We start from the raw sequence: 19,307 nt of genomic DNA, 5'->3' as shown, positions 1-19,307 counted from the left end.
ATTATTAATTATATAAGCCAAAGCTATTTATATCATTATATTTCCCGTTAATTTGACATAAAAAAATTATAATATATAATAAGATTAGTTTATTGTCGGGAATTTAATCTTATATGGATAAACTATAAAAATAAGTGCTTCAGTTTTGGAGGTTATATGAATAAGTACGTGAAAAATTTTGCAAGATACAGATATTTATTAATCGAACTTGTAAAAAAAGGAATTAAGTTAAAGTATAGAAGATCATATCTTGGATTGATATGGACAATGCTTGAACCGTTACTTACAATGATTGTTCTTACAATCGTATTTGGACAGTTGCTTGGTAAAGGTGACAGATTATATCCTGTTTACATTTTGTGTGGACGACTTATATATAGTTGCTTCTCAAGTTCAACAAAGATTGCGATGAGGTCTATCAGGGCAAATCAGGCAATGATAAAGAAAGTTTATGTACCTAAGTATTTGTATCCGCTTTCAAGTTGCATTTATAACTACATTTTATTCTTACTGTCATTAATAGTTCTTGCAGTAGTTTCAGTAGTTTTAGGTGTTCCACTTACATGGCATGTAATTGAAGCGGTTATTCCTTTGACAATTTTGTTTATTTTGTCAATTGGTGCAGGAATGGTATTGTCAACGGTATGTGTATTCTTTAGAGATATGGAATATTTGTGGGATGTTGTGTTGATGCTTGTTATGTACTGCTCAGCAATTTTCTACAAAATCTCAAGTATGGGACAGGGATTAATTCTTATCAAATTAAATCCGCTTTACGGAATTATCAGTAACTTCAGAGCTGTATTGTTAGAAGGTCATTCTATGTTTAACAGTTATAGTTACGGAGTGTCAAATTTAAAATTATTTGCATACTCAGGAACTTGTAGTGTTGTATTACTGATATTTGGAATATATGTATTTAAGAAAAATCAGGATAAGTTTATTCTTCATATTTAGGAGGAGTTATGGCAAAGAATGATGTAGCTCTTAGAGTTAATGATGTTAGTATTTGTTTTAATTTAAGCAAAGAAAAAGTTGATAATTTTAAAGAATTATTTATAAAGAAATTAAAAGGCGAAAAGCTTCGTTTTAATGAATTCTGGGCGTTAAAAGATGTTTCGTTTGAGTTGAAAAAAGGCGAACGTCTCGGAATACTTGGACTTAATGGAGCAGGAAAAAGTACGCTTCTTAAAGTAATTGCAGGTGTTTATAAGCCAACAAAAGGTTCAGTGCAAAGATATGGACATATGGCACCTATGATTGAACTTGGTGCAGGATTTGATCCTAACTATACAGGTAGGGAAAATATATTCTTATATGGCTCGGTTCTTGGATTTTCAAAAGAATTTTTAATGTCAAAATATGATGAAATTCTTGAATTTTCTGAGTTAGGAGAATTTATAGACGTTCCAATTAAAAACTATTCTTCAGGTATGAAGGCAAGACTTGGATTTTCAATTGCTACAGTTGTAGAACCGGAAATTCTTATTTTAGATGAGGTATTATCAGTTGGTGATGCTAAATTTAGAAAAAAATGCGAAAAGAAAATGAAAAAAATGTTTGATCATGGGGTTACAGTTTTATTTGTATCACATAGTTTGGCTCAGGTTAAGAGATTGTGTAACAAGGCAATCATTTTGGAACATGGTCAGTTAATTGCCAAAGGTGATATAGATGATGTTGTAGAAATTTATGAAAAGAAGATAGGCGATTAGAAAGCCTTGGATAGGAGTGCAGTTATGAATTATAAGACAAAAGGAACATGTTCAAGAGAAATTAGTTTTGATGTTGTTGATAATAAAGTTACTAATGTAAGATTTCTTGGAGGATGCAGTGGAAATACACAGGGAGTTGCTGCATTAGTCGAAGGAATGGATGTGAACGAAGCAATTAAAAGAATGGATGGAATTGATTGTGCAGGAAGAGGAACTTCATGTCCGGACCAGCTTGCAAAGGCATTAAAATTGTACTTAGAAGAAAATAAATAAAGGAACAGGTGTAACGTGTTAGGAATAATTGGAGCGATGGACAGCGAAGTCCAGGAATTAAAAAATGAAATGCCGGATGCGAAAATTACATCAGTTGCAGGAATGGATTTTTATGAAGGACATATTCATGATAAAGATGTAGTTGTTGTAAAGTGTGGTATTGGAAAGGTAAATGCAGCTATATGCACACAGATTCTTGCTGACAGATATAAAGTAGATTCTGTTATTAATACAGGAGTTGCAGGCTCATTAAATAGTGATATTGATATTTGCGATATTGTTATATCAAAGGATGCCATTGAGCATGATATGGATGTGACGGCGTTAGGTTATGAACGTGGAGTTATTCCTGATATGGACAACTCTGTATTTCATAGTGACAGCAGATTAATTGATGTAGCAGTCAAAAGTATAGAAGAGGCAAATCTTTCTGTTAAGGTATTTACAGGAAGAGTTGTTTCAGGCGACCAGTTTATTGCCGGTAAGGAAAAGAAAGATGATTTGGTAAATACATTTGCCGGAGATTGTGCAGAAATGGAAGGTGCTTCTATAGCACATGCAGCATATGTTAACAATATTCCATGTCTTATAATCAGAGCGATTTCTGATAAGGCAGATGGAAGTGCAGAAATGGATTACCCTACATTTGAAAAGAAAGCAGCGGCTAATTCAATTAAAATATTAAAACAGTTAATTAAGAATTTGTAGAAATTTGACGAACGATTTATAGTGTTAAAAGACCTCTTGTATGATAAAATTTTATTGTATAAAGGAAACAAAAAACAAAGTTTAAGCATTAATGTTTCCGACTATCGGCCACCAACAAAAGGCTGGTCAATACATATCGTACGAGGAGGTTTTTTATGTTTGACAAATGTATGTCATGTTTTAATGTTAATATGGAAAAAATCACATCAATAATTGAAAATAAAGCGTACTTCCTATGTTTATTAGGAAGTATTTTTTTAGTAGGAATTGTAAGTAAATGTCTGGTAATGTGGATTTTTGGTAAAATGATTAAAAAGGCAGAAAATATGGATAGCCCCAAAAGTAATATTCTTCGCCAGATAAAATTGAAATTTGAAAGTATTAAAACCATAAACGGCACGGTGGCTAATCCCATGCTTTTAGTAAGTAGGTACATAAATAAGTGTAAAATAGGCATATTTTATCTTGATTCCATAAATAAAATTATTAGCTGGTGTGGATTTTTGTGTGTGGCAATAGGCGGATTATGTGGATATATACTGTATAATCAGGGATACGGAAAGACAACGGCGATGTCGTATATTCTTGTAGGATTTTATTTTGCACTTGCATTATTTGTAGTTGAAAATACAATTCATACAAATGACAGAAAAACAGAACTGATATATGTTATTACGGATTTCTTTGAAAATAGTGTTAATTTGCGAGAGCAGATTAGTAGGCGGGAAAATGATTACAACATAGAAATAGGTAGCAGCAAAAATGAGCAGGAATCGGAACAGAATGTTAATGTAAATGAAATAAATAATACAAATAAAAAAATAGAAAATGAAAAACAGGGTAGAATAAATATTACAAAAGAACAGGAGAGAATAATCAACGAAGTTTTAGGAGAATATTTGCAGTAAAGATTTAAATGGTTTTGCAAAAATAAATTAAGATTTAATCATATAAGTTTTGTAGAAATGTTTACAGGTTCAATTGTATAATTTATATAGAAATATTCGCAGGTTGAAACAAATATGTTTTAAGGAAATATTCGCAGATTAAGCAAAATAGTTTCGGGGATATATTCTCGGGTTGACTCCAATAAAATTGTTTCAATAAATATGCTAAAAACATTGACATATGACGACAAAATATTTATTGTATATATGTTAGAGAGAATTTGAAGGAAATTTTACCGGTCGGCATGAATATTATATTATGTCGATAAATAAACGCTTTACCGGACACTGTGGATTTAGTGGAGAGATACCATGACAGTTTGCAAGGTGTACGGGATAGCAGGATTTGAAATGACGGAGGAAAAAGATATGGCTAAGGTAACATTTGATTACTCAAAGGCATCAAAATTCATCTCAGATGATGAAGTAGTAGCAATGAAGAAAATCGCAGAAGATGCAAAAGAAGTTTTGGTTAACAAATCAGGAGCAGGAAATGATTTCTTAGGATGGATTGATTTACCTGTAGATTATGACAAGGATGAATTTGCAAGAATTAAAGCAGCAGCTAAGAAGATTCAGAGTGATTCAGAAGTTTTAGTTGTTATTGGTATTGGTGGCTCATATTTAGGAGCAAGAGCAGCAATTGACTTCTTAAGACATGGTTTCTATAACAATGTATCAAAAGAAATCAGAAAAACACCTGAAATTTACTATGCAGGAAATAGCATTAGCCCTGCATACTTAAAGGGATTATTAGATGTTGTTGGAGACAGAGATTTCTCAGTTAACATTATTTCTAAGTCTGGTACAACAACAGAACCTGCTATCGCATTTAGAATTTTCAAGGAAAAACTTGAAAAGAAATATGGCAAAGAAGAAGCAGCAAAGAGAATTTACGCTACAACAGATAAGGCAAAGGGAGCTCTTAAGAATCTTGCAACAGAAGAAGGATATGAAAGCTTCGTAGTACCTGATGATGTAGGTGGACGTTTCTCAGTTCTTACAGCAGTAGGTTTGCTTCCAATCGCAGTAAGTGGTGCTGATATAGATAAATTAATGGAAGGTGCTGCAAGCGGAAGAGAAAAAGCTTTAAACAATACATTTGAAGATAACGATGCAGTAAAATACGCAGCAATCAGAAATATTTTATTAAGAAAAGGAAAATCAATTGAAATTACAGCTAACTATGAACCAAGTTTACATTACTTTGGTGAATGGTGGAAACAGCTTTATGGTGAAAGCGAAGGAAAAGACCAGAAAGGTATTTTCCCTGCAGCAGTTGATTTGACAACAGATTTACATTCAATGGGTCAGTTCATTCAGGACGGATCAAGACTTATGTTTGAAACAGTTGTAAATATTGAAAAGACAGATGCTGATATCGTAATTCAGGAAGAAGCAGATGATCTTGACGGATTAAATTACTTAGCTGGAAAAGATATGGATTTTGTTAACAAGAGTGCAATGAATGGAACAATTCTTGCTCATACAGATGGTAATGTTCCTAACCTTATGGTTAATGTACCTGAACAGAACGAATTCTATCTTGGAGAATTATTCTACATGTATGAATTTGCATGTGGTGTAAGTGGATATATTCTTGGAGTAAATCCATTTAATCAGCCGGGTGTAGAAAGCTACAAGAAGAATATGTTTGCATTACTTGGAAAACCGGGTTATGAAGACATGACAGCAGAATTACAGAAAAGACTTTAATTATAAGATAACACGGAGCGATTCGTGTTATATCCGGTAAATTTAAATAGTATATAAATATCCCCTCTGTATCGGTTGTCCGGTAAAGAGGGGATATGTTTTCTATAAGGCTTTTTTGTCAAGAATGATTTTGACCCCAACATATTAATCTTCTTCGATAATATAAAAATCTAAATAATCAAAATCAATATGTTCAATAAAACTGTCCTGATAAAATCTGGTTCGTGAAATGCGTTTGAATTCATCAATGTTATTATCAAGCCAGATTGGATTGCTTAAATCAAATTCCTCGCAAATATCTTCAAGTGCTTTGAAAACTTTGTGAGTTCTCGTCATCTCAGGGTTATCTATTTCGATTGTGGTATTTTTTATCATTTTATTATTTTTGAAGGTTCTTCCCCATATTCTAAACATATAAACTATCTCCTGTTTCATATTTTACTAATGTAAAGATGCCGGATAATTGTGAGAGTGCGTAGCACTGAACAATCTGTAGGCATCATAGTCGTGGCGGTTAACCCTGACATCATTTAATTAAGGGTAATTTTATATGAAATAATAAAACATGTAAAGAGTATATTAGTAATCTGTTATGGCTTATAAAGTAGTATAGTGGAAATAAAAATTACAATATGGTATACTAAATCATTAAGGTGCGTTAGAAACGTTGTAAGCTTTTTATATTTTAAAGATATACAAATATAAGGCAGAGATGAAGAATAAAGCAAATTAGAGGTGCTTATATGTTAAATGATAAAAAAGTAGCATTAAATGGGAAAATTACAAAGTATTTAAGGTGGCCTATTAACCTTAGTGTGCTTTGGATAGTAGTAACGGCTATAATATTTTTTATTGACAAAAGAGCCGGAGTGGTTATGGCGTTTGCAACAATTGTGTTTATTGTAATAGCGATTGTTATGATGCTTAGATTTTATCCAAATATCAAAAGATATCTTGTGGATTTTGGCGCAGAGTATAGTCAGATACAAAGACAGATGATGCATGAATTTGAAATTCCTTATGCGTTACTTGATTGTAATGGAAAGATGCTGTGGCATAATAGCGAAATGGAAAAGGCGTGCGAAACTAAACTTTTAAATATGAGGGGAATTGAATCTATATTTAAAGAGTTTACAAAGGATAAATTTGAATTTAAAGAAGAAAAGAAAGAGTTCAAAGTTGAGTATAATGAAAAAATATATAGAGCTGTGCTAAAGAAGTTTAAAATGAAAGATGCAGTTGATGAAGTGCCTATCGCAGTACTTGATTCAGATGATGACGATGCGGATATGTTTGCACTTTATTTATTTGATGATACAAGAATTCAGCAATTATCTAAGGAAAATAAAAATGATAAGATGATACCGGGACTTATCTACATAGATAATTATGAAGAGGTTCTTCAAAGTATTGAAGATGCCAGAAGAACATTGTTAGTTGCATTGATTGATCGACAGATACAGCGATATTTTGCAGAAATGGACGGTCTGGTAAGAAAACTTGAAAAAGACAAATACTTTGTAGTTGTTAAGGCTAAAAATATAGCAATTATGCAGAGTAAAAAATTCTCACTTCTTGATGATGTAAAGAATGTTAAGATAGGTAATGAGCGAACAGCTACAATCAGTATTGGATTCGGAATGGGTTCAGATTCGTATGTTCAGAATTACACGTCAGCCACAGCAGCTATCGATATGGCACTTGGCAGAGGTGGTGACCAGGCAGTATTAAAAGATGGTGCAAAGATATATTATTATGGCGGTAAGAGCAAGTCTGTCGAAAAGAATACCAGAGTAAAAGCCAGAGTAAAAGCTCATGCATTAAGAGAATTAATTGAAACAAGAGATAAAGTATTCATTATGGGACATCATTTGGGTGATAATGATTCTTACGGCGCAGCAATTGGTTTGTATAGAGCCATAACTACAATGGGTAAAAAAGCTTATGTGGTAACGGGAACTATGAGTTCTTCAGTAAAACCTTTGATTGATAAGTTTACGACAGATAATGGCTATGAAGAAGATATGTTTATTGCAGGAACATTGGCTACAACTATTTTAGAAAAAAATGATATGCTCATTGTAGTTGACTGTAATAGAGCAGGATATACTGAATATCCTGAATTAGTGAGAAGAGCACAAACACTTGTAGTAATAGATCATCATAGACAAAGTGCAGATGCAATAGAAAATGCACATTTATCATACATTGAACCATATTCATCATCAGCATGTGAAATGGTTACTGAAATTATGCAGTATATGGTTGATTCAGTTAAAATGAAACCGTATGAGGCAGATGCATTGTATAGCGGAATTATGATGGATACAAATAATTTTTCTAACAGAACAGGTGTAAGAACATTTGAGGCAGCAGCTTATTTGCGAAAAAATGGAGCTGATATTGTCAGAGTTAGAAAAATGTTTAGAGATGATATTGGAGATTATAAGGCAAAAGCTAAGGCCATTCAAAATACAGAGATATTTATGGATAAATACGCTATAGCCATTTGCCCGTCTGAAGGAACAAGTATGCCGACAGTTGTTGGAGCACAGGCAGCGAATGAATTGCTTAATATTAAAGGCATAAAGGCGGCGTTTGTATGTACGTTTTATAATGAAAAAGTATATTTAAGTGCAAGGTCAATAGATGAAGTTAATGTTCAGTTAATTGCAGAAAGATTAGGCGGTGGAGGTCATATGAATCTTGCCGGAGCACAGATTGAAGATTGTACATGTGAACAGGCAAAGACCTTGATAAAAGAGATTATTCAGGATATGACTGATGAAGGTGAAATATAGTTATTTACACAAGTGATATTTGACCTTAACATTAATATAGTTTGACGGATCGAATTTGAAAAAATGAAATTAATTGCTTAGATATAATAAGTTTATTGCTTTGAAAGGAGACATGAATATGGAAGTTATTTTATTAGAAGATGTTAAAGCGTTAGGAAAAAAAGGTGAAGTAGTAAAGGTAAGCGATGGATATGCTAAAAACTTTATTTTAAAGAAAAAACTTGGCGTAGAAGCAAATAGCGCAAATAAAAATGATTTAAAACTTCAAAAAGCTAATGAAGCAAAGGTTGCTCAGGAAAAATTGGATGCAGCAAAAGCTTTGGCAGAAGAATTAAAAGATAAAAAGGTGGTTATAAAGATTAAAGCCGGAAATGGAGACCGTGTATTTGGATCAATTTCTGCAAAGGAAATAGCAGCAGAAACAAAGAAGCAGCTTGGTTTAGAAATTGATAAAAAGAAGATTGTTATGGAAGAAGGAATTAAAAATCTTGGAGTCCATACAGTAAAAGTTAAATTGCACAAGGATGTAATGGCAACTTTAGACATAAAGGTTGAAGCTTTATAGGAGATAATTATTAATGGAAGATCCAATAGTAAAAAAAATACTACCTCATAGCTATGAAGCAGAACAGGCAGTAATAGGTTCGATGATTATGGATCCGGATGCTGTTCCGATAGCTATGGAGTTGATAAATAAAGATGATTTTTTTAACAGACAATATGGATTGCTCTTTGGGGCAATGACAGAATTGTACCGTGAAGGAAAAAATGGAGATTTGGTTACCATAAAGGCTAAATTGGAAGAGATGGATGTTTCTAGTGAAGTAATCAGCCTTGATTTTATCAGGGAAATATTAGAAATGGTACCGACTTCAGCAAATATAAAGCAGTATGCGACTATTGTATATGAAAAAGCAATGTTGCGTAAATTAATAAAAGTAAATGATAATATTTCAGCTAAATGTTATGCAGGAACGGATAAGCTTGAAGATATAATGGAGAGTACTGAAAAAGAAGTTTTTGAAGTGCTTAGATCACGTTCAAGTGGCGACTTTGTCCCAATTAATAAAGTAGTTGCTAATGTATTTGATAAATTAGAACAGGCATCGCTTACAAAGGGAACTGTTACAGGTTTAGCAACCGGATATATATATCTTGATAATCAGTTATCCGGATTGCAGCCATCAGACTTTATTTTGATTGCGGCAAGACCTTCAGTTGGTAAAACAGCATTTGCACTTAACGTAACAGAGCATATAGCTATACGTAAGCCGAATGCAGTCGCTATATTTAGTTTGGAAATGTCAAAGGAACAGTTGGTTAACCGTCTTATATCACAGCATTCAATGGTAAGTTCTCAGAAAATGAGAGCAGGAGAACTTAATGAATCTGAATGGGAAAAAATTGTAGAAACAGCGGATATTATAGGAAATTCAAATATTGTAATTGACGATACGCCAAGTATTACGATTGGTGACCTTCGTTCCAAATGCAGAAAGTTTAAATTAGAAAAAGATATACAGCTTGTGGTTATTGACTACCTACAGCTTATGAGAGGAAATGGTAATTATCCAAGCCGTGAACAGGAAATTGCGGATATTTCAAGATCATTAAAGGGAATTGCCAGAGAGTTGAATATTCCGGTAGTTGCACTTTCACAGCTTAACCGAAGCGTAGAATCGAGACCTGACCATCGACCTATCATGGCCGATTTGCGAGAATCAGGTTCTATCGAGCAGGATGCCGACGTTGTAATGCTTTTATCAAGAAAATACAACAAAGAGGACGAAACAGAAGACAGAAATACTATTATTGTGGATGTTGCTAAGCAAAGAAACGGTCCTGTAGGAGCTATAGAATTATTATGGTTACCTGAATATACAAAATTCGAGACAAAAGCAAGAGAGTAGATTTGCTTGTTTGTCCGCATTTTAAAACAAATGTGAGAGAATAATTAATATATTGTTAATCAAACAACTGGTGAAAAATATAGGCTCAAAATAAATGTGAGAGAATAATTATGCTAAGCCATATGCGAATTTGAACGAAAAAAATGAGATGTTTACACTCATTTGACGGCATTCGTCATTTGCTTAAAAAATAATTGAATATGGGACTGCCAATTCGTTGAATTGAGTAATAGTCAGAATTATACTAATGTTAACAATAATTTGGAAATTATTGTTAACATTATTTTTTTGGAGGGGAAAATGGGAACACGACGATATATTATTTCAGATGCATCTAAAATGCTAAAGGTAGAATCTCATGTGTTAAGATATTGGGAAGAAGAACTTGAGATAAAGATTCCCAGAAATGAAATGGGACATCGATATTATACGGAAGAAAATATTGAATTACTTCGGAAAATAAGAGATTTAAAAGAACAGGGATATGGTCTAAGAACTATAAAAATGATGATTAATGGAGAAATTGACATTAATCGTTCTAATCCTAATACAGTCAACATTAGAAATCTTTTTGACAAACCAAAGAGTGAAAAAAATACATTTTATAAAGAAGATGAAGAAGGATGTAATAATGGTGTAAATAATAAAGAAATTATGGATACAAAAACAAAAGATAATAGTGGAGACATAGAAAAATATAGAGGATTAGAAAATAAAACATCTTTAACTGAAAGTGTTAGCTCAGAAAGTAAAATGCAGCAATTTCAGGAAATTATGGGAAACATAGTTTCGAGAGCCTTAGAGGAAAATACCGAAAGTATAGTTACCAGAGCGATAAATAAGTCGACACAGAATATGTCTAAAGAAGTGAGTGATTGTGTGAGCGAAAAAGTATTGAAAGGTGTAGATTATATTATTAGAATGCAGGATGAAAGAGAAGAAGAACGTTATCGAAAAATAGATGAAGTAATAAGAAAAAAACAAAGAAAGTCCAGAAAAGAGCGAAAAATGGAAAGCCGCATTAATAAAGATGAAAAAGTTATGAACAAAAAAGCTGAAAGGGCTCGAAAAAAAGCCGAAAAAGTGCGAGTAAAGTCTGAAAAAAATAGGGAGAAGTCTAAAAAATTGGCGTTTAGCACATTGAGTAAATGAAATTATGTACATAATGTACAAATTGTGACTAAATTATTAAAAAATATTGACTAAATGACGAAAAGTATTATAATAATACTATCATAAAGAAAACGTTTTAAACATTTAATACATAAGGGTTTTCTATGTAGATGCAAGTAAATACAGAGGAGGAAACAGCAATGGAATACGCGATATACGCGACGGTGGGTTTGCTCTCTGGATTATGTTTTTACTATCTGGCGAGATACCAGATACAAGTAAGAAGTATATATGATACAGAAAATAAAGGACAACGAATAAACAACATAGGTTACAGAATAGCATGGATGGTGGTTCCGGCAGTATTGTTTGTAGGTATAGCCCTTAAAGAATTTGATTACTGGCAGACAGTGCGATATATGCTTATCATATTGATGGCAATAAATGTAGCAGGAATTGATATGTTGATAAGAAGAATACCTAATGCATTATTATTAGGAATGTTACTTTTACAAATATGCAACATAGTAATTACAAGTGGTGGGTTAGATGTGTTTATGGATACATTTTTTAATTCATTTATGGGATTGATAATTGCATATGTAATATTTGTTATTCCGGGGTTCTTTAAATTGAGGATTGGGGCTGGCGATGTGAAATATAGCGCCGTAATAGGTTTTATGTTGGGTCTTCAAGGTTATGTTGAAGCAATGGCAGTGATGGGTTTTACAATATTTATCTATTATCTGTTCTTAAAAATCACAAGAAGAGGCAACTTAAAAACAGCAGCTCCTATGGCACCGTTTTTATCGGGAGGGGTTTTGGTTTCATTATTTTTCCCGTTAATTTATTAAATTTATAATTAAGCACGACGGAGTAAAAGATAGTCGTATGCAAGAAGGAGGAAATATTATGAGAGATGTAAAGAATTTCTTAATGGATGAAGATGGACAGGGCATGGTTGAATATGGTCTTATCATCGGATTAGTAGCTTTAGCAGTAATCGGAGCATTAGCTGTATTAGGACCAAAGATTGCTGATATGTTCACAAATGCAAGCGATCAGCTTACAACAACAGCAAGACCATAAAAGTTACAAAAAGATTATATTCTAAAATAGAGGGGCATCAGCCCCTCTATTTTAGAATATGAGGAAATTATTTGAGAGGTAGCATCAATGAAGAAAAGAGAAAAAGGACAATCGGCTGTTGAATTTGCTTTGGTTTTGCCTATATTACTTTTAATTGTATGCGGGATATTGGACTTTGGGTGGCTATTTTACAATCAGTTATCAGTTGAAAATGCCTGTAGGGAAGGCGCACGAGTCGGATGCGTAAATGCACAAGATGCACAATTAGATCAAATTGTAACCGATAAGGTGGAAGCAATATTGCCGAAAAATCTCAATTCAGTAGTGGTTGATTCAAAACTTACAAATCCCACAAGTCCACTTGAGGGAGATTTGAAAGTAAATGTTAAGGCAGAAATGAATACACTAACACCGGTACTGGGAGTTATATATGGAAAGACTAAGGAACTATCTTATACAGTAACAATAAAAACGGAATCGTAAATTAATAAAAGACTAAAAATAAGAAACAGAGGGGTACAATTACCATGAAGAGAATTTATTTGATTGCACTTATAAGTGCATTGGTTGCAGGAATCGCAACATATATGTTTGCACAATCAGTTATAAGCAATAATGATCCAAATAAAGATAAGACAGAGATTGTGTATGCTATAGCAGATGTTCCAGCTGGAACACAGGTTACAGCTAATAATGTAAATAATTTTTTTAGTACTAGAATGATTGATAATGGTGCAATTGTAGATGGCGCAGTAAGAAGTCTTGATGAAGTTATAGGAAATACATCATCGGGTTATATTTATGCAGGTGAGCAGGTATCAATAAAACGATTTGGAACTGAACAGGAATCGAATGCCGGACTATCTTATAATCTTGCGGATGGAATGGTTGCATACAGTATGACAGCAGATGGTGTTACGGGTGTAGATGGATATATCCTCCCAGGAGATACAGTAAATGTTTTGGCAATGAAGACAGGCGATGGTAAGGCTACTGTAGATACAGTTTTGAGCGATGTTAAAGTATTGAAAATATCAACAAATGATGTAAATACAGATACAGCAAATGCAATAGTAACATATTCATCAATTACATTTGAACTGTCATATGATGATGCTAATATTTTATACGAAGTAGAAAATTCAGGAGAATATTCAGGTTATAAACTTATATTAAATAAGAGAACTGCGGAGGACGGAGAATAATATGGAAAGTATAAAAGTTGTTATTATTTCAGAAGATACATCAATTCGTGTTAATTTGAAAAAAAAGTTAGCGGATAGAGATATTCAAATTGTTGGTTATGCAGATTTTAAAGACGAGTCAAGATTGAAAGTAGATGGATTATTTCCGGATGTAGTTATTGTTGGTGTTAAAGTACCAATTGACCCGGAAGTATTTTCATTCGTTGAGAGTATGAAGTTCCAGAGTAAAGGATGTGCAGCAGTTGTAGCTACAGATGACGTAACCGTTGATTTAGTAAACTATGCAGCAAGATTTGGAATAAGACAGGTATTACCTTTGGATATGAAGGATAATGAATTTTATTCAAGAGTAGTACAGGTTAATGAATACGAAAAAGTAATTCAGGCACAGCTAAATATTCAGAAAAGAGTAAGATCAAAAGTAATTGCATTTTTCGGATGTAAAGGTGGTACAGGAAAGTCCGTAATGGCAACAAACCTTGCAGTTGCATTATCTAAGAGAGGAAGTAATGTTATTCTTTTAGATATGGACTTAAGATTTGGAGATCAGAATATTCTTTTAGATTTGGAACCAAAAGATACAATTGTGGAATTGGCACAGGATCCGGAAGGAATATCAATTGAAAGAGTTAATGCATTTAGTATAATGCATTCTTCAGGTGTAGTATTGCTTGCAGCACCAAAAAGTCCTGAATATGCCGAATATATTAAACCGGAACATGTTACAAAGGTTATACGTAGTGTAAGACCATATTATGAATATGTAATAGTTGATTTAGGAACGAATTTTAGTGATGAAACAATAGCTGCATTACAGGAATGTGATGAGATTATGATTGTGAACAATCCTGACATTTTATCACTTAAAGCAGCAAAAGCAGCTGTAAGTATATTAGAGCAATTAGGAATTAAAGAAAAAGCAAGGCTGGTAATGAATAAGAATGTTAATAGTTTAATCCGAATGAAGGATTTCGAATCAATGTTGGAGATACCATTTTACGCTTCAATATCATCGGATAAGATGTTTAACAGTAGTGTAAATAAAGGAGAACCGTTTGTATTAAGAACAAGTAGAACGGTGGCAGCAAAAGAATTCTCAAGTTTTATACAAAGGGTTATTGCGGATAAAGGTGAGTAAATAGTCGGAGGTTAATCGTATATGGGATTACTTGACATAATAGAAAAGAATAAGGAAGAAAATGGGGAAGAAACAACTACTCAACAACAGAAAAAGGTTGAAGAGGTAAAGGAAATAAAGGTTGAAGACCCATATGACGCTGTAAAGAAAAAAATTCACGGAAGAATTATTTTGACATTAAACAGAGCGGGAAAGGCTACTGTTGATAGGGATGAAATGGAAAAACTTCTTACGGAAGAAGTTGATAAGGATGAGTACAATATTCCGAGAGTTGAAAGAAAACCGATAGTAAAGACTTTATTAGATGATATATTAGGATATGGTCCAATTCAGGATTTAATTGATAGCGATAATTGTAGTGAAATAATGGTTAATGGACCAGATCATGTATATATTGAACAAAAAGGGAAATTGGTTCTTACAGATATAAAATTTAGAGATGAAGAACATCTTATGAATATTATTGACAGAATCGTTACTCAGGTTGGACGACATGTAGACGAGACCAGCCCTATGGTTGATGCAAGACTTCCGGACGGTTCCCGTGTAAATGCTATTATTCCACCGATTTCACTTATTGGAGCAGTACTTACAATTCGTAAATTTAGCTCTACACCAGTAACAGCAGCACAGTTAGTTGAATGGGGATCATTAAACCCGGTAATGCTTTCATTTTTAGAAGCGTGTGTTAAAGGAAAATTAAATATAGTAGTATCTGGTGGTACCGGTTCAGGTAAAACAACATTGTTGAATGTATTATCATCGTATATTCCTGAAGACGAACGTATTGTAACAATCGAAGATGCAGCGGAAGTTCAGTTACATCAGGAACATGTTATTACACTTGAATGTAGACCGGCAAACCTTGAAGGAAAAGGAGCAATAACAATTAGAGCTCTTGTAAAGAATGCATTGAGAATGAGACCTGACCGTATTATTGTCGGGGAAGTTCGTTCTGAAGAAACATTGGACATGCTTCAGGCTATGAATACAGGTCATGACGGATCATTAACTACGACTCATGCAAACTCTCCGAGAGATGCTATGTCTCGTATTGAAACAATGGTTATGATGTCTGGTATGGAATTGCCGGTAAAGGCAATTAGAGATCAGGCTTCCTCAGCTATAGATTTAATAATACAGCAGAGCAGACTTAGAGATGGATCCAGAAAAGTAACATCTATTACTGAGGTTGTTGGTATGGAAGGTGATGTTGTAAGTTTGCAGGATATATTTGTATTTGAGACAGACGGAACAACAGATTCCAGAGGAAAGTTCAAAGGACAATTTAGAGCAACAGGTGTAGTTCCAAAATGTATTGAAAAGATTAGAGGAAATGGGGTTGTTGTAAAAAATGAATGGTTTGCTAATTAGTATGATTTTCTTAGTTGTGGTCATGATGGGAGTTACATTTGTGCTTGTTACAACTATAGTTGGTAAAATAACTGAAAACAGCAGAAATGTAAAACGAAGAGAAGATTACATCGTAGGAAAGAAAAAGGAAGAAAAAAAAGTTGCAAAAGTTGAGAAACAAAAAAATAACAAAAAGCAGTCTGTAAATAATAATGGAAGTGCATTTGCCAAAATTAATAAAATTTTAGCTGAAGAATTGGAAAAAAGTGATATTTCGAAAAAAACCGAAGATTTTATTATAATATGGATAGTAGTAACATTTGTTCCGGGATTATTGTTTATACTTATTTTTAAAAATCAGTTAATAGCACCGATGCTTATGATAATAGGAGCTATAGCACCAATCCTATATATGAAAAATAAACAAAAAAAGAGACGAGATATGTTTGAATCTCAATTGAGTGATGCTTTAATGATTGCAAGTAACTGCTTAAAATCCGGATTAACATTCAATCAGGCGATGGACACAATTTCAAATGAATGTGATGATCCTATAAAGTCAGAGTTTAAGAGAACTGTTAACGAAATAACTTTTGGTAGTTCGCAGGATGAAGCATTAGAGGCGATGGCTGAAAGAGTAAAGAGTGAAGATTTTAATCTCGTTGTTTCTGCGGTTAGTGTCCAGAGACAAACAGGTGGTAATTTGTCAGAGATACTTGATACGATAGCTGGAACAATTCGTGAACGATATAAGATTAAAGGCGAAATAAAAACAATGACAGGGCAAGGAAGAGTATCAGGAATGATAATTGGTATATTGCCTATTGCATTACTGCTAATAATGAGTTTAATAAATAAAGAATTGATAATGACTTTGTTTACTACAACGATAGGAAAAACTTTGATAATTATATCTGTTTGTTTAGAAACTGTAGGTGCAATTGTTATTAATAAAATTGTAACGATTAAGTTCTAAAGGAGAATAAGCATATGGAATTTATGGTATTAGCAATTAGTGAGTTAGTATTCTTTGTTGTTTCATCTATTGGATATAATAAAGGAAAAGAAGATGATGCAAAAGAAAGAAAAATAGAGTACATAAGTGGTAAAAAGAAAGTACAGAATGAAAAAGAAGGAGAGAAGTCTTCAAAAAGATTTCTCTCATCTCAAATACAGGCACTTAACAATATGGCAAATAGAAGTGCAGCAAATGTTAAGAAAAATGCTAAGTACAAACTTGTTGAAAAACAATTAAGATTAGCAGGACTTTCTATAAGCCCTGAAAATTTTTTGTTTTACAAAAAAGCGATTATGGTTTTAATAATAGTTGTGAGTGCATTTATAGCTATAATTACAAAGACGATATTTCTTATATTAATTGGATTATTAATAGCTTTGTTAATTCCAAATTTATATTTGAATAGTAAAGTGAAAAGTCACCAACAGGGGATAAGAGATCAGTTGCCAGATGCTATGGATCTTTTAGGAGTTTGTATTGAATCAGGATTAAGCTTTGATGCATCTTTATTGAAGGTGTCAGAAAGAATGGAAGGCCCATTTATTGAGGAATTGTTGAAATTATACAGGCAGATTCAGATGGGTGTTCCTAGAGGAGACGCATTAAAAAATATGGCAAATTCATCAGAAATACCAGAATTAAAGACATTTATCGCTGCTTTGGCACAGGCAACCCAGTTAGGTATTCCAATGAATAATATTATGAAGGTACAATCTGAAACATTAAGAGAAACAAGAATGCAGATGGCAAGAGAAAAAGGGCAGAAAGCACCAGTTAAGATGCTTTTACCTATGGTAGGTCTTATTTTCCCAGTACTATTTATTGTAATTTTAGGACCTGTTGTAATTAATATTATGAGTATGGGAGTTTTTTAAAGAAAAAGTAAAAATAATTTGAATTAATAATGCAAATTTATAAAAAAAGTGATAGAATCGAGGTATGGATATGGTTATAACGTGTGATAGTCAGATTATATGCACGAAAGCTGAATATGCAAATACATTTTTTAAGAGATTTAAAGGACTTATGGGTCGTAAATCTTTAGCGGAAGGAGCAGGACTTTTAATAGAACCGTGTAATCAGATACATACATTCGGTATGAAGTTTGCTATAGACACATTGACATTGGATAAAGATAATGTGATTTTGTATATAGACCATGAAATTCAACCGGGAAAAATAAGAAAAATGGTTTCGAAGGGCAGAAGGGTGTTAGAATTGCCAAGCGGAACTGCAAATAAATATATGTTACAGGTTGGACAAGTTATTTCAGTGGAGTAGGAAACATTGAAATTGGACTCCAGCATTTATACATTTCAATTGAAATGTAAAAAATCTAGGAAAAGGAGTTGAGAAGTATGGCTAAGTTGTCAAGAATAGCTAGACCACAGACCAGGTTTATGCAGAGCAACGAAATTGGGGAGGTTGCAGCAGAAGAGAATGCTTATGGATTTAATCATGCGGTAAGAGGATATGATCCTGAAGAAGTAGATGATTATATTAATAACCTTTTCGGCAACTACAAAAACACACAGAATGTTTTAAATAAACAGAAAGAAGAGTTTGAAACAGAACGAGAAATGCTTCAATGTGAAATCAATGATTTACATGGGAAAAATGGTGCTCTTCAAGAAGAGAATGATGAACTTAAAGCAACAATAGAGGAACTTAGAGAAGAAATATTAGCATTAGCAGAAGGAGCAGGAGATTCACAGCAGAGTGTAGCACCTGCCGCTCCAGTAGAAAAACCGGAACCTGAAATTGTATACGTTGAAGTGCCGGTAGAAAAACCATCTACAGACGATGGAAGTGCTGAGTATGAAGTTCTTTATGCCGAGAATAATGAATTAATTGGAAAGAACAGGACTTTAAGTATTGAGAATGCTAAATTGCAAAAGAGTGTAGCTACAAGTGCTATGGAAGCTAAAGAAGCAACGGACAAATTAGGTGAAATTCAAAGTAGATTAGACGAAAGCGAAAATAAATTAGCAGATAATCAGAATAAACTTGAAGAATGTCAGGCTCAATTAGAAGACAGTCAGGTTCAGTTATTGGAAACTCAGGAAAAGGTTGAAGAAGGTCAGACAAGAATTCAGAGCATGGAAGAAGAAATGACTAAGATGCGTAAGAAGATGGAAATTGTTGATAGTAAAGAATTAATTGATTCACTTATTTCATCTATGGGAAGTCTTGAATCTGTACTTAAACAAAGACAGGAATAATTAGTGGGGGTATGAATTTTTGTATAGAAAAGATCGACAAAAATTTTGTCGGTCTTTTTTTATGTAGATTAAAAATAGTGTATAAGAGGGAGGTACAGT

At 33.2% G+C, this 19,307-nt stretch carries 21 protein-coding genes; 20 read left to right on the top strand and 1 reads right to left on the bottom strand.

Going from position 1 to position 19,307, the window contains the following annotated elements:
• Positions 1–156: 156 nt before the first annotated feature.
• The 6 genes from ABMA45_RS04730 (at position 157) to ABMA45_RS04705 (ending at position 5,359) form a co-directional block, all read left to right on the top strand.
• The gene (locus tag ABMA45_RS04730; protein ID WP_022088737.1) at positions 157–957 is read left to right on the top strand and encodes an ABC transporter permease; all 801 of its coding nucleotides are present in this window, start codon (positions 157–159) and stop codon (positions 955–957) included.
• Positions 958–965: 8 nt separating this feature from the next.
• Positions 966–1,715 carry an ABC transporter ATP-binding protein gene (locus tag ABMA45_RS04725; protein WP_022088736.1) on the top strand — a complete coding sequence of 250 codons (750 nt, stop codon included), beginning with the start codon at positions 966–968 and terminating at the stop codon, positions 1,713–1,715.
• Between the two features lie 24 nt (positions 1,716–1,739).
• A complete protein-coding gene (locus ABMA45_RS04720; protein WP_022088735.1) occupies positions 1,740–1,988 on the top strand; it encodes a TIGR03905 family TSCPD domain-containing protein in 249 nt (82 codons plus the stop codon).
• Between the two features lie 15 nt (positions 1,989–2,003).
• Positions 2,004–2,696 (top strand): 5'-methylthioadenosine/adenosylhomocysteine nucleosidase, encoded by a 693-nt coding sequence (locus ABMA45_RS04715; protein WP_022088734.1) that lies wholly within the window; start codon positions 2,004–2,006, stop codon positions 2,694–2,696.
• A gap of 155 nt (positions 2,697–2,851) precedes the next feature.
• Positions 2,852–3,604: a hypothetical protein gene (locus ABMA45_RS04710; protein WP_022088733.1), complete on the top strand. Its 753-nt coding sequence runs from the start codon at positions 2,852–2,854 to the stop codon at positions 3,602–3,604.
• Between the two features lie 408 nt (positions 3,605–4,012).
• Positions 4,013–5,359 (top strand): glucose-6-phosphate isomerase, encoded by a 1,347-nt coding sequence (locus ABMA45_RS04705; RefSeq protein WP_117910551.1) that lies wholly within the window; start codon positions 4,013–4,015, stop codon positions 5,357–5,359.
• 144 nt (positions 5,360–5,503) lie between these two features.
• On the opposite strand, the gene ABMA45_RS04700 is transcribed toward ABMA45_RS04705, so the two are convergent.
• Positions 5,504–5,773 (bottom strand): hypothetical protein, encoded by a 270-nt coding sequence (locus tag ABMA45_RS04700; RefSeq protein ID WP_022088731.1) that lies wholly within the window; start codon positions 5,771–5,773, stop codon positions 5,504–5,506.
• Between the two features lie 329 nt (positions 5,774–6,102).
• On the opposite strand from ABMA45_RS04700, the gene ABMA45_RS04695 reads away from it, so the two are divergent.
• The 14 genes from ABMA45_RS04695 to ABMA45_RS04630 all read left to right on the top strand — a co-directional run bounded on the left by ABMA45_RS04695 (position 6,103) and on the right by ABMA45_RS04630 (position 19,208).
• Positions 6,103–8,160: a DHH family phosphoesterase gene (locus ABMA45_RS04695; protein WP_022088730.1), complete on the top strand. Its 2,058-nt coding sequence runs from the start codon at positions 6,103–6,105 to the stop codon at positions 8,158–8,160.
• 118 nt (positions 8,161–8,278) lie between these two features.
• Positions 8,279–8,725, top strand: a complete 447-nt coding sequence (gene rplI / locus ABMA45_RS04690) for a 50S ribosomal protein L9 (RefSeq protein ID WP_022088729.1) — start codon at positions 8,279–8,281, stop codon at positions 8,723–8,725.
• 13 nt (positions 8,726–8,738) lie between these two features.
• Complete coding sequence (gene dnaB / locus ABMA45_RS04685) at positions 8,739–10,070, top strand: replicative DNA helicase (protein ID WP_022088728.1); 1,332 nt, start codon at positions 8,739–8,741, stop codon at positions 10,068–10,070.
• 300 nt (positions 10,071–10,370) lie between these two features.
• Positions 10,371–11,222, top strand: coding sequence for a helix-turn-helix domain-containing protein (locus ABMA45_RS04680; RefSeq protein ID WP_022088727.1), 852 nt, complete (start codon positions 10,371–10,373; stop codon positions 11,220–11,222).
• A gap of 161 nt (positions 11,223–11,383) precedes the next feature.
• On the top strand, positions 11,384–12,037 hold the full coding sequence (locus ABMA45_RS04675; RefSeq protein ID WP_022088726.1) for a prepilin peptidase: 654 nt from the start codon (positions 11,384–11,386) through the stop codon (positions 12,035–12,037).
• Positions 12,038–12,095: 58 nt separating this feature from the next.
• On the top strand, positions 12,096–12,272 hold the full coding sequence (locus ABMA45_RS04670; RefSeq protein WP_022088725.1) for a Flp family type IVb pilin: 177 nt from the start codon (positions 12,096–12,098) through the stop codon (positions 12,270–12,272).
• 87 nt (positions 12,273–12,359) lie between these two features.
• Complete coding sequence (locus ABMA45_RS04665) at positions 12,360–12,755, top strand: TadE family protein (protein ID WP_022088724.1); 396 nt, start codon at positions 12,360–12,362, stop codon at positions 12,753–12,755.
• A 44-nt stretch (positions 12,756–12,799) separates the two neighbouring features.
• Positions 12,800–13,477, top strand: coding sequence for a Flp pilus assembly protein CpaB (gene cpaB, locus ABMA45_RS04660; protein ID WP_022088723.1), 678 nt, complete (start codon positions 12,800–12,802; stop codon positions 13,475–13,477).
• Position 13,478: 1 nt separating this feature from the next.
• The gene (locus ABMA45_RS04655) at positions 13,479–14,615 is read left to right on the top strand and encodes a P-loop NTPase (RefSeq protein WP_022088722.1); all 1,137 of its coding nucleotides are present in this window, start codon (positions 13,479–13,481) and stop codon (positions 14,613–14,615) included.
• A gap of 21 nt (positions 14,616–14,636) precedes the next feature.
• Positions 14,637–15,989, top strand: coding sequence for a CpaF family protein (locus tag ABMA45_RS04650; protein ID WP_022088721.1), 1,353 nt, complete (start codon positions 14,637–14,639; stop codon positions 15,987–15,989).
• Entirely contained in the window at positions 15,970–16,944 is a 975-nt protein-coding gene (locus ABMA45_RS04645; RefSeq protein WP_022088720.1) for a type II secretion system F family protein, read from the top strand. The genes ABMA45_RS04650 and ABMA45_RS04645 overlap by 20 nt, the downstream gene beginning before the upstream one ends.
• 14 nt (positions 16,945–16,958) lie before the next feature.
• The gene (locus tag ABMA45_RS04640) at positions 16,959–17,861 is read left to right on the top strand and encodes a type II secretion system F family protein (RefSeq protein WP_022088719.1); all 903 of its coding nucleotides are present in this window, start codon (positions 16,959–16,961) and stop codon (positions 17,859–17,861) included.
• Positions 17,862–17,931: 70 nt separating this feature from the next.
• Positions 17,932–18,267: a DUF192 domain-containing protein gene (locus ABMA45_RS04635; protein WP_022088718.1), complete on the top strand. Its 336-nt coding sequence runs from the start codon at positions 17,932–17,934 to the stop codon at positions 18,265–18,267.
• 77 nt (positions 18,268–18,344) lie between these two features.
• Positions 18,345–19,208 (top strand): hypothetical protein, encoded by an 864-nt coding sequence (locus ABMA45_RS04630; RefSeq protein ID WP_022088717.1) that lies wholly within the window; start codon positions 18,345–18,347, stop codon positions 19,206–19,208.
• Positions 19,209–19,307 lie beyond the last annotated feature (99 nt).

The sequence above is a fragment of the Eubacterium sp. CAG:156 genome, from assembly GCF_000434315.1.
Lineage (GTDB): Bacteria > Bacillota > Clostridia > Lachnospirales > Lachnospiraceae > Eubacterium_U > Eubacterium_U album.
The sequence above is the reverse complement of the archived record's forward strand: the minus strand, read 5'-3'. Positions and strand labels throughout refer to the sequence as shown.

Bases quoted from the DNA above. Each gene is read 5' to 3' on its own strand.
- ABMA45_RS04695 (WP_022088730.1), top strand. From the start codon at position 6,103: ATGTTAAATGATAAAAAAGTAGCATTAAATGGGAAAATTACAAAGTAT.
- ABMA45_RS04680 (WP_022088727.1), top strand. From the start codon at position 10,371: ATGGGAACACGACGATATATTATTTCAGATGCATCTAAAATGCTAAAG.
- ABMA45_RS04665 (WP_022088724.1), top strand. From the start codon at position 12,360: ATGAAGAAAAGAGAAAAAGGACAATCGGCTGTTGAATTTGCTTTGGTT.
- ABMA45_RS04635 (WP_022088718.1), top strand. From the start codon at position 17,932: ATGGTTATAACGTGTGATAGTCAGATTATATGCACGAAAGCTGAATAT.
- ABMA45_RS04720 (WP_022088735.1), top strand. From the start codon at position 1,740: ATGAATTATAAGACAAAAGGAACATGTTCAAGAGAAATTAGTTTTGAT.
- ABMA45_RS04725 (WP_022088736.1), top strand. From the start codon at position 966: ATGGCAAAGAATGATGTAGCTCTTAGAGTTAATGATGTTAGTATTTGT.
- ABMA45_RS04705 (WP_117910551.1), top strand. From the start codon at position 4,013: ATGGCTAAGGTAACATTTGATTACTCAAAGGCATCAAAATTCATCTCA.
- rplI (WP_022088729.1), top strand. From the start codon at position 8,279: ATGGAAGTTATTTTATTAGAAGATGTTAAAGCGTTAGGAAAAAAAGGT.
- ABMA45_RS04645 (WP_022088720.1), top strand. From the start codon at position 15,970: ATGAATGGTTTGCTAATTAGTATGATTTTCTTAGTTGTGGTCATGATG.
- ABMA45_RS04730 (WP_022088737.1), top strand. From the start codon at position 157: ATGAATAAGTACGTGAAAAATTTTGCAAGATACAGATATTTATTAATC.
- ABMA45_RS04640 (WP_022088719.1), top strand. From the start codon at position 16,959: ATGGAATTTATGGTATTAGCAATTAGTGAGTTAGTATTCTTTGTTGTT.
- ABMA45_RS04710 (WP_022088733.1), top strand. From the start codon at position 2,852: ATGTTTGACAAATGTATGTCATGTTTTAATGTTAATATGGAAAAAATC.
- ABMA45_RS04655 (WP_022088722.1), top strand. From the start codon at position 13,479: ATGGAAAGTATAAAAGTTGTTATTATTTCAGAAGATACATCAATTCGT.
- dnaB (WP_022088728.1), top strand. From the start codon at position 8,739: ATGGAAGATCCAATAGTAAAAAAAATACTACCTCATAGCTATGAAGCA.
- cpaB (WP_022088723.1), top strand. From the start codon at position 12,800: ATGAAGAGAATTTATTTGATTGCACTTATAAGTGCATTGGTTGCAGGA.
- ABMA45_RS04630 (WP_022088717.1), top strand. From the start codon at position 18,345: ATGGCTAAGTTGTCAAGAATAGCTAGACCACAGACCAGGTTTATGCAG.
- ABMA45_RS04670 (WP_022088725.1), top strand. From the start codon at position 12,096: ATGAGAGATGTAAAGAATTTCTTAATGGATGAAGATGGACAGGGCATG.
- ABMA45_RS04700 (WP_022088731.1), bottom strand. From the start codon at position 5,773: ATGTTTAGAATATGGGGAAGAACCTTCAAAAATAATAAAATGATAAAA.
- ABMA45_RS04650 (WP_022088721.1), top strand. From the start codon at position 14,637: ATGGGATTACTTGACATAATAGAAAAGAATAAGGAAGAAAATGGGGAA.
- ABMA45_RS04675 (WP_022088726.1), top strand. From the start codon at position 11,384: ATGGAATACGCGATATACGCGACGGTGGGTTTGCTCTCTGGATTATGT.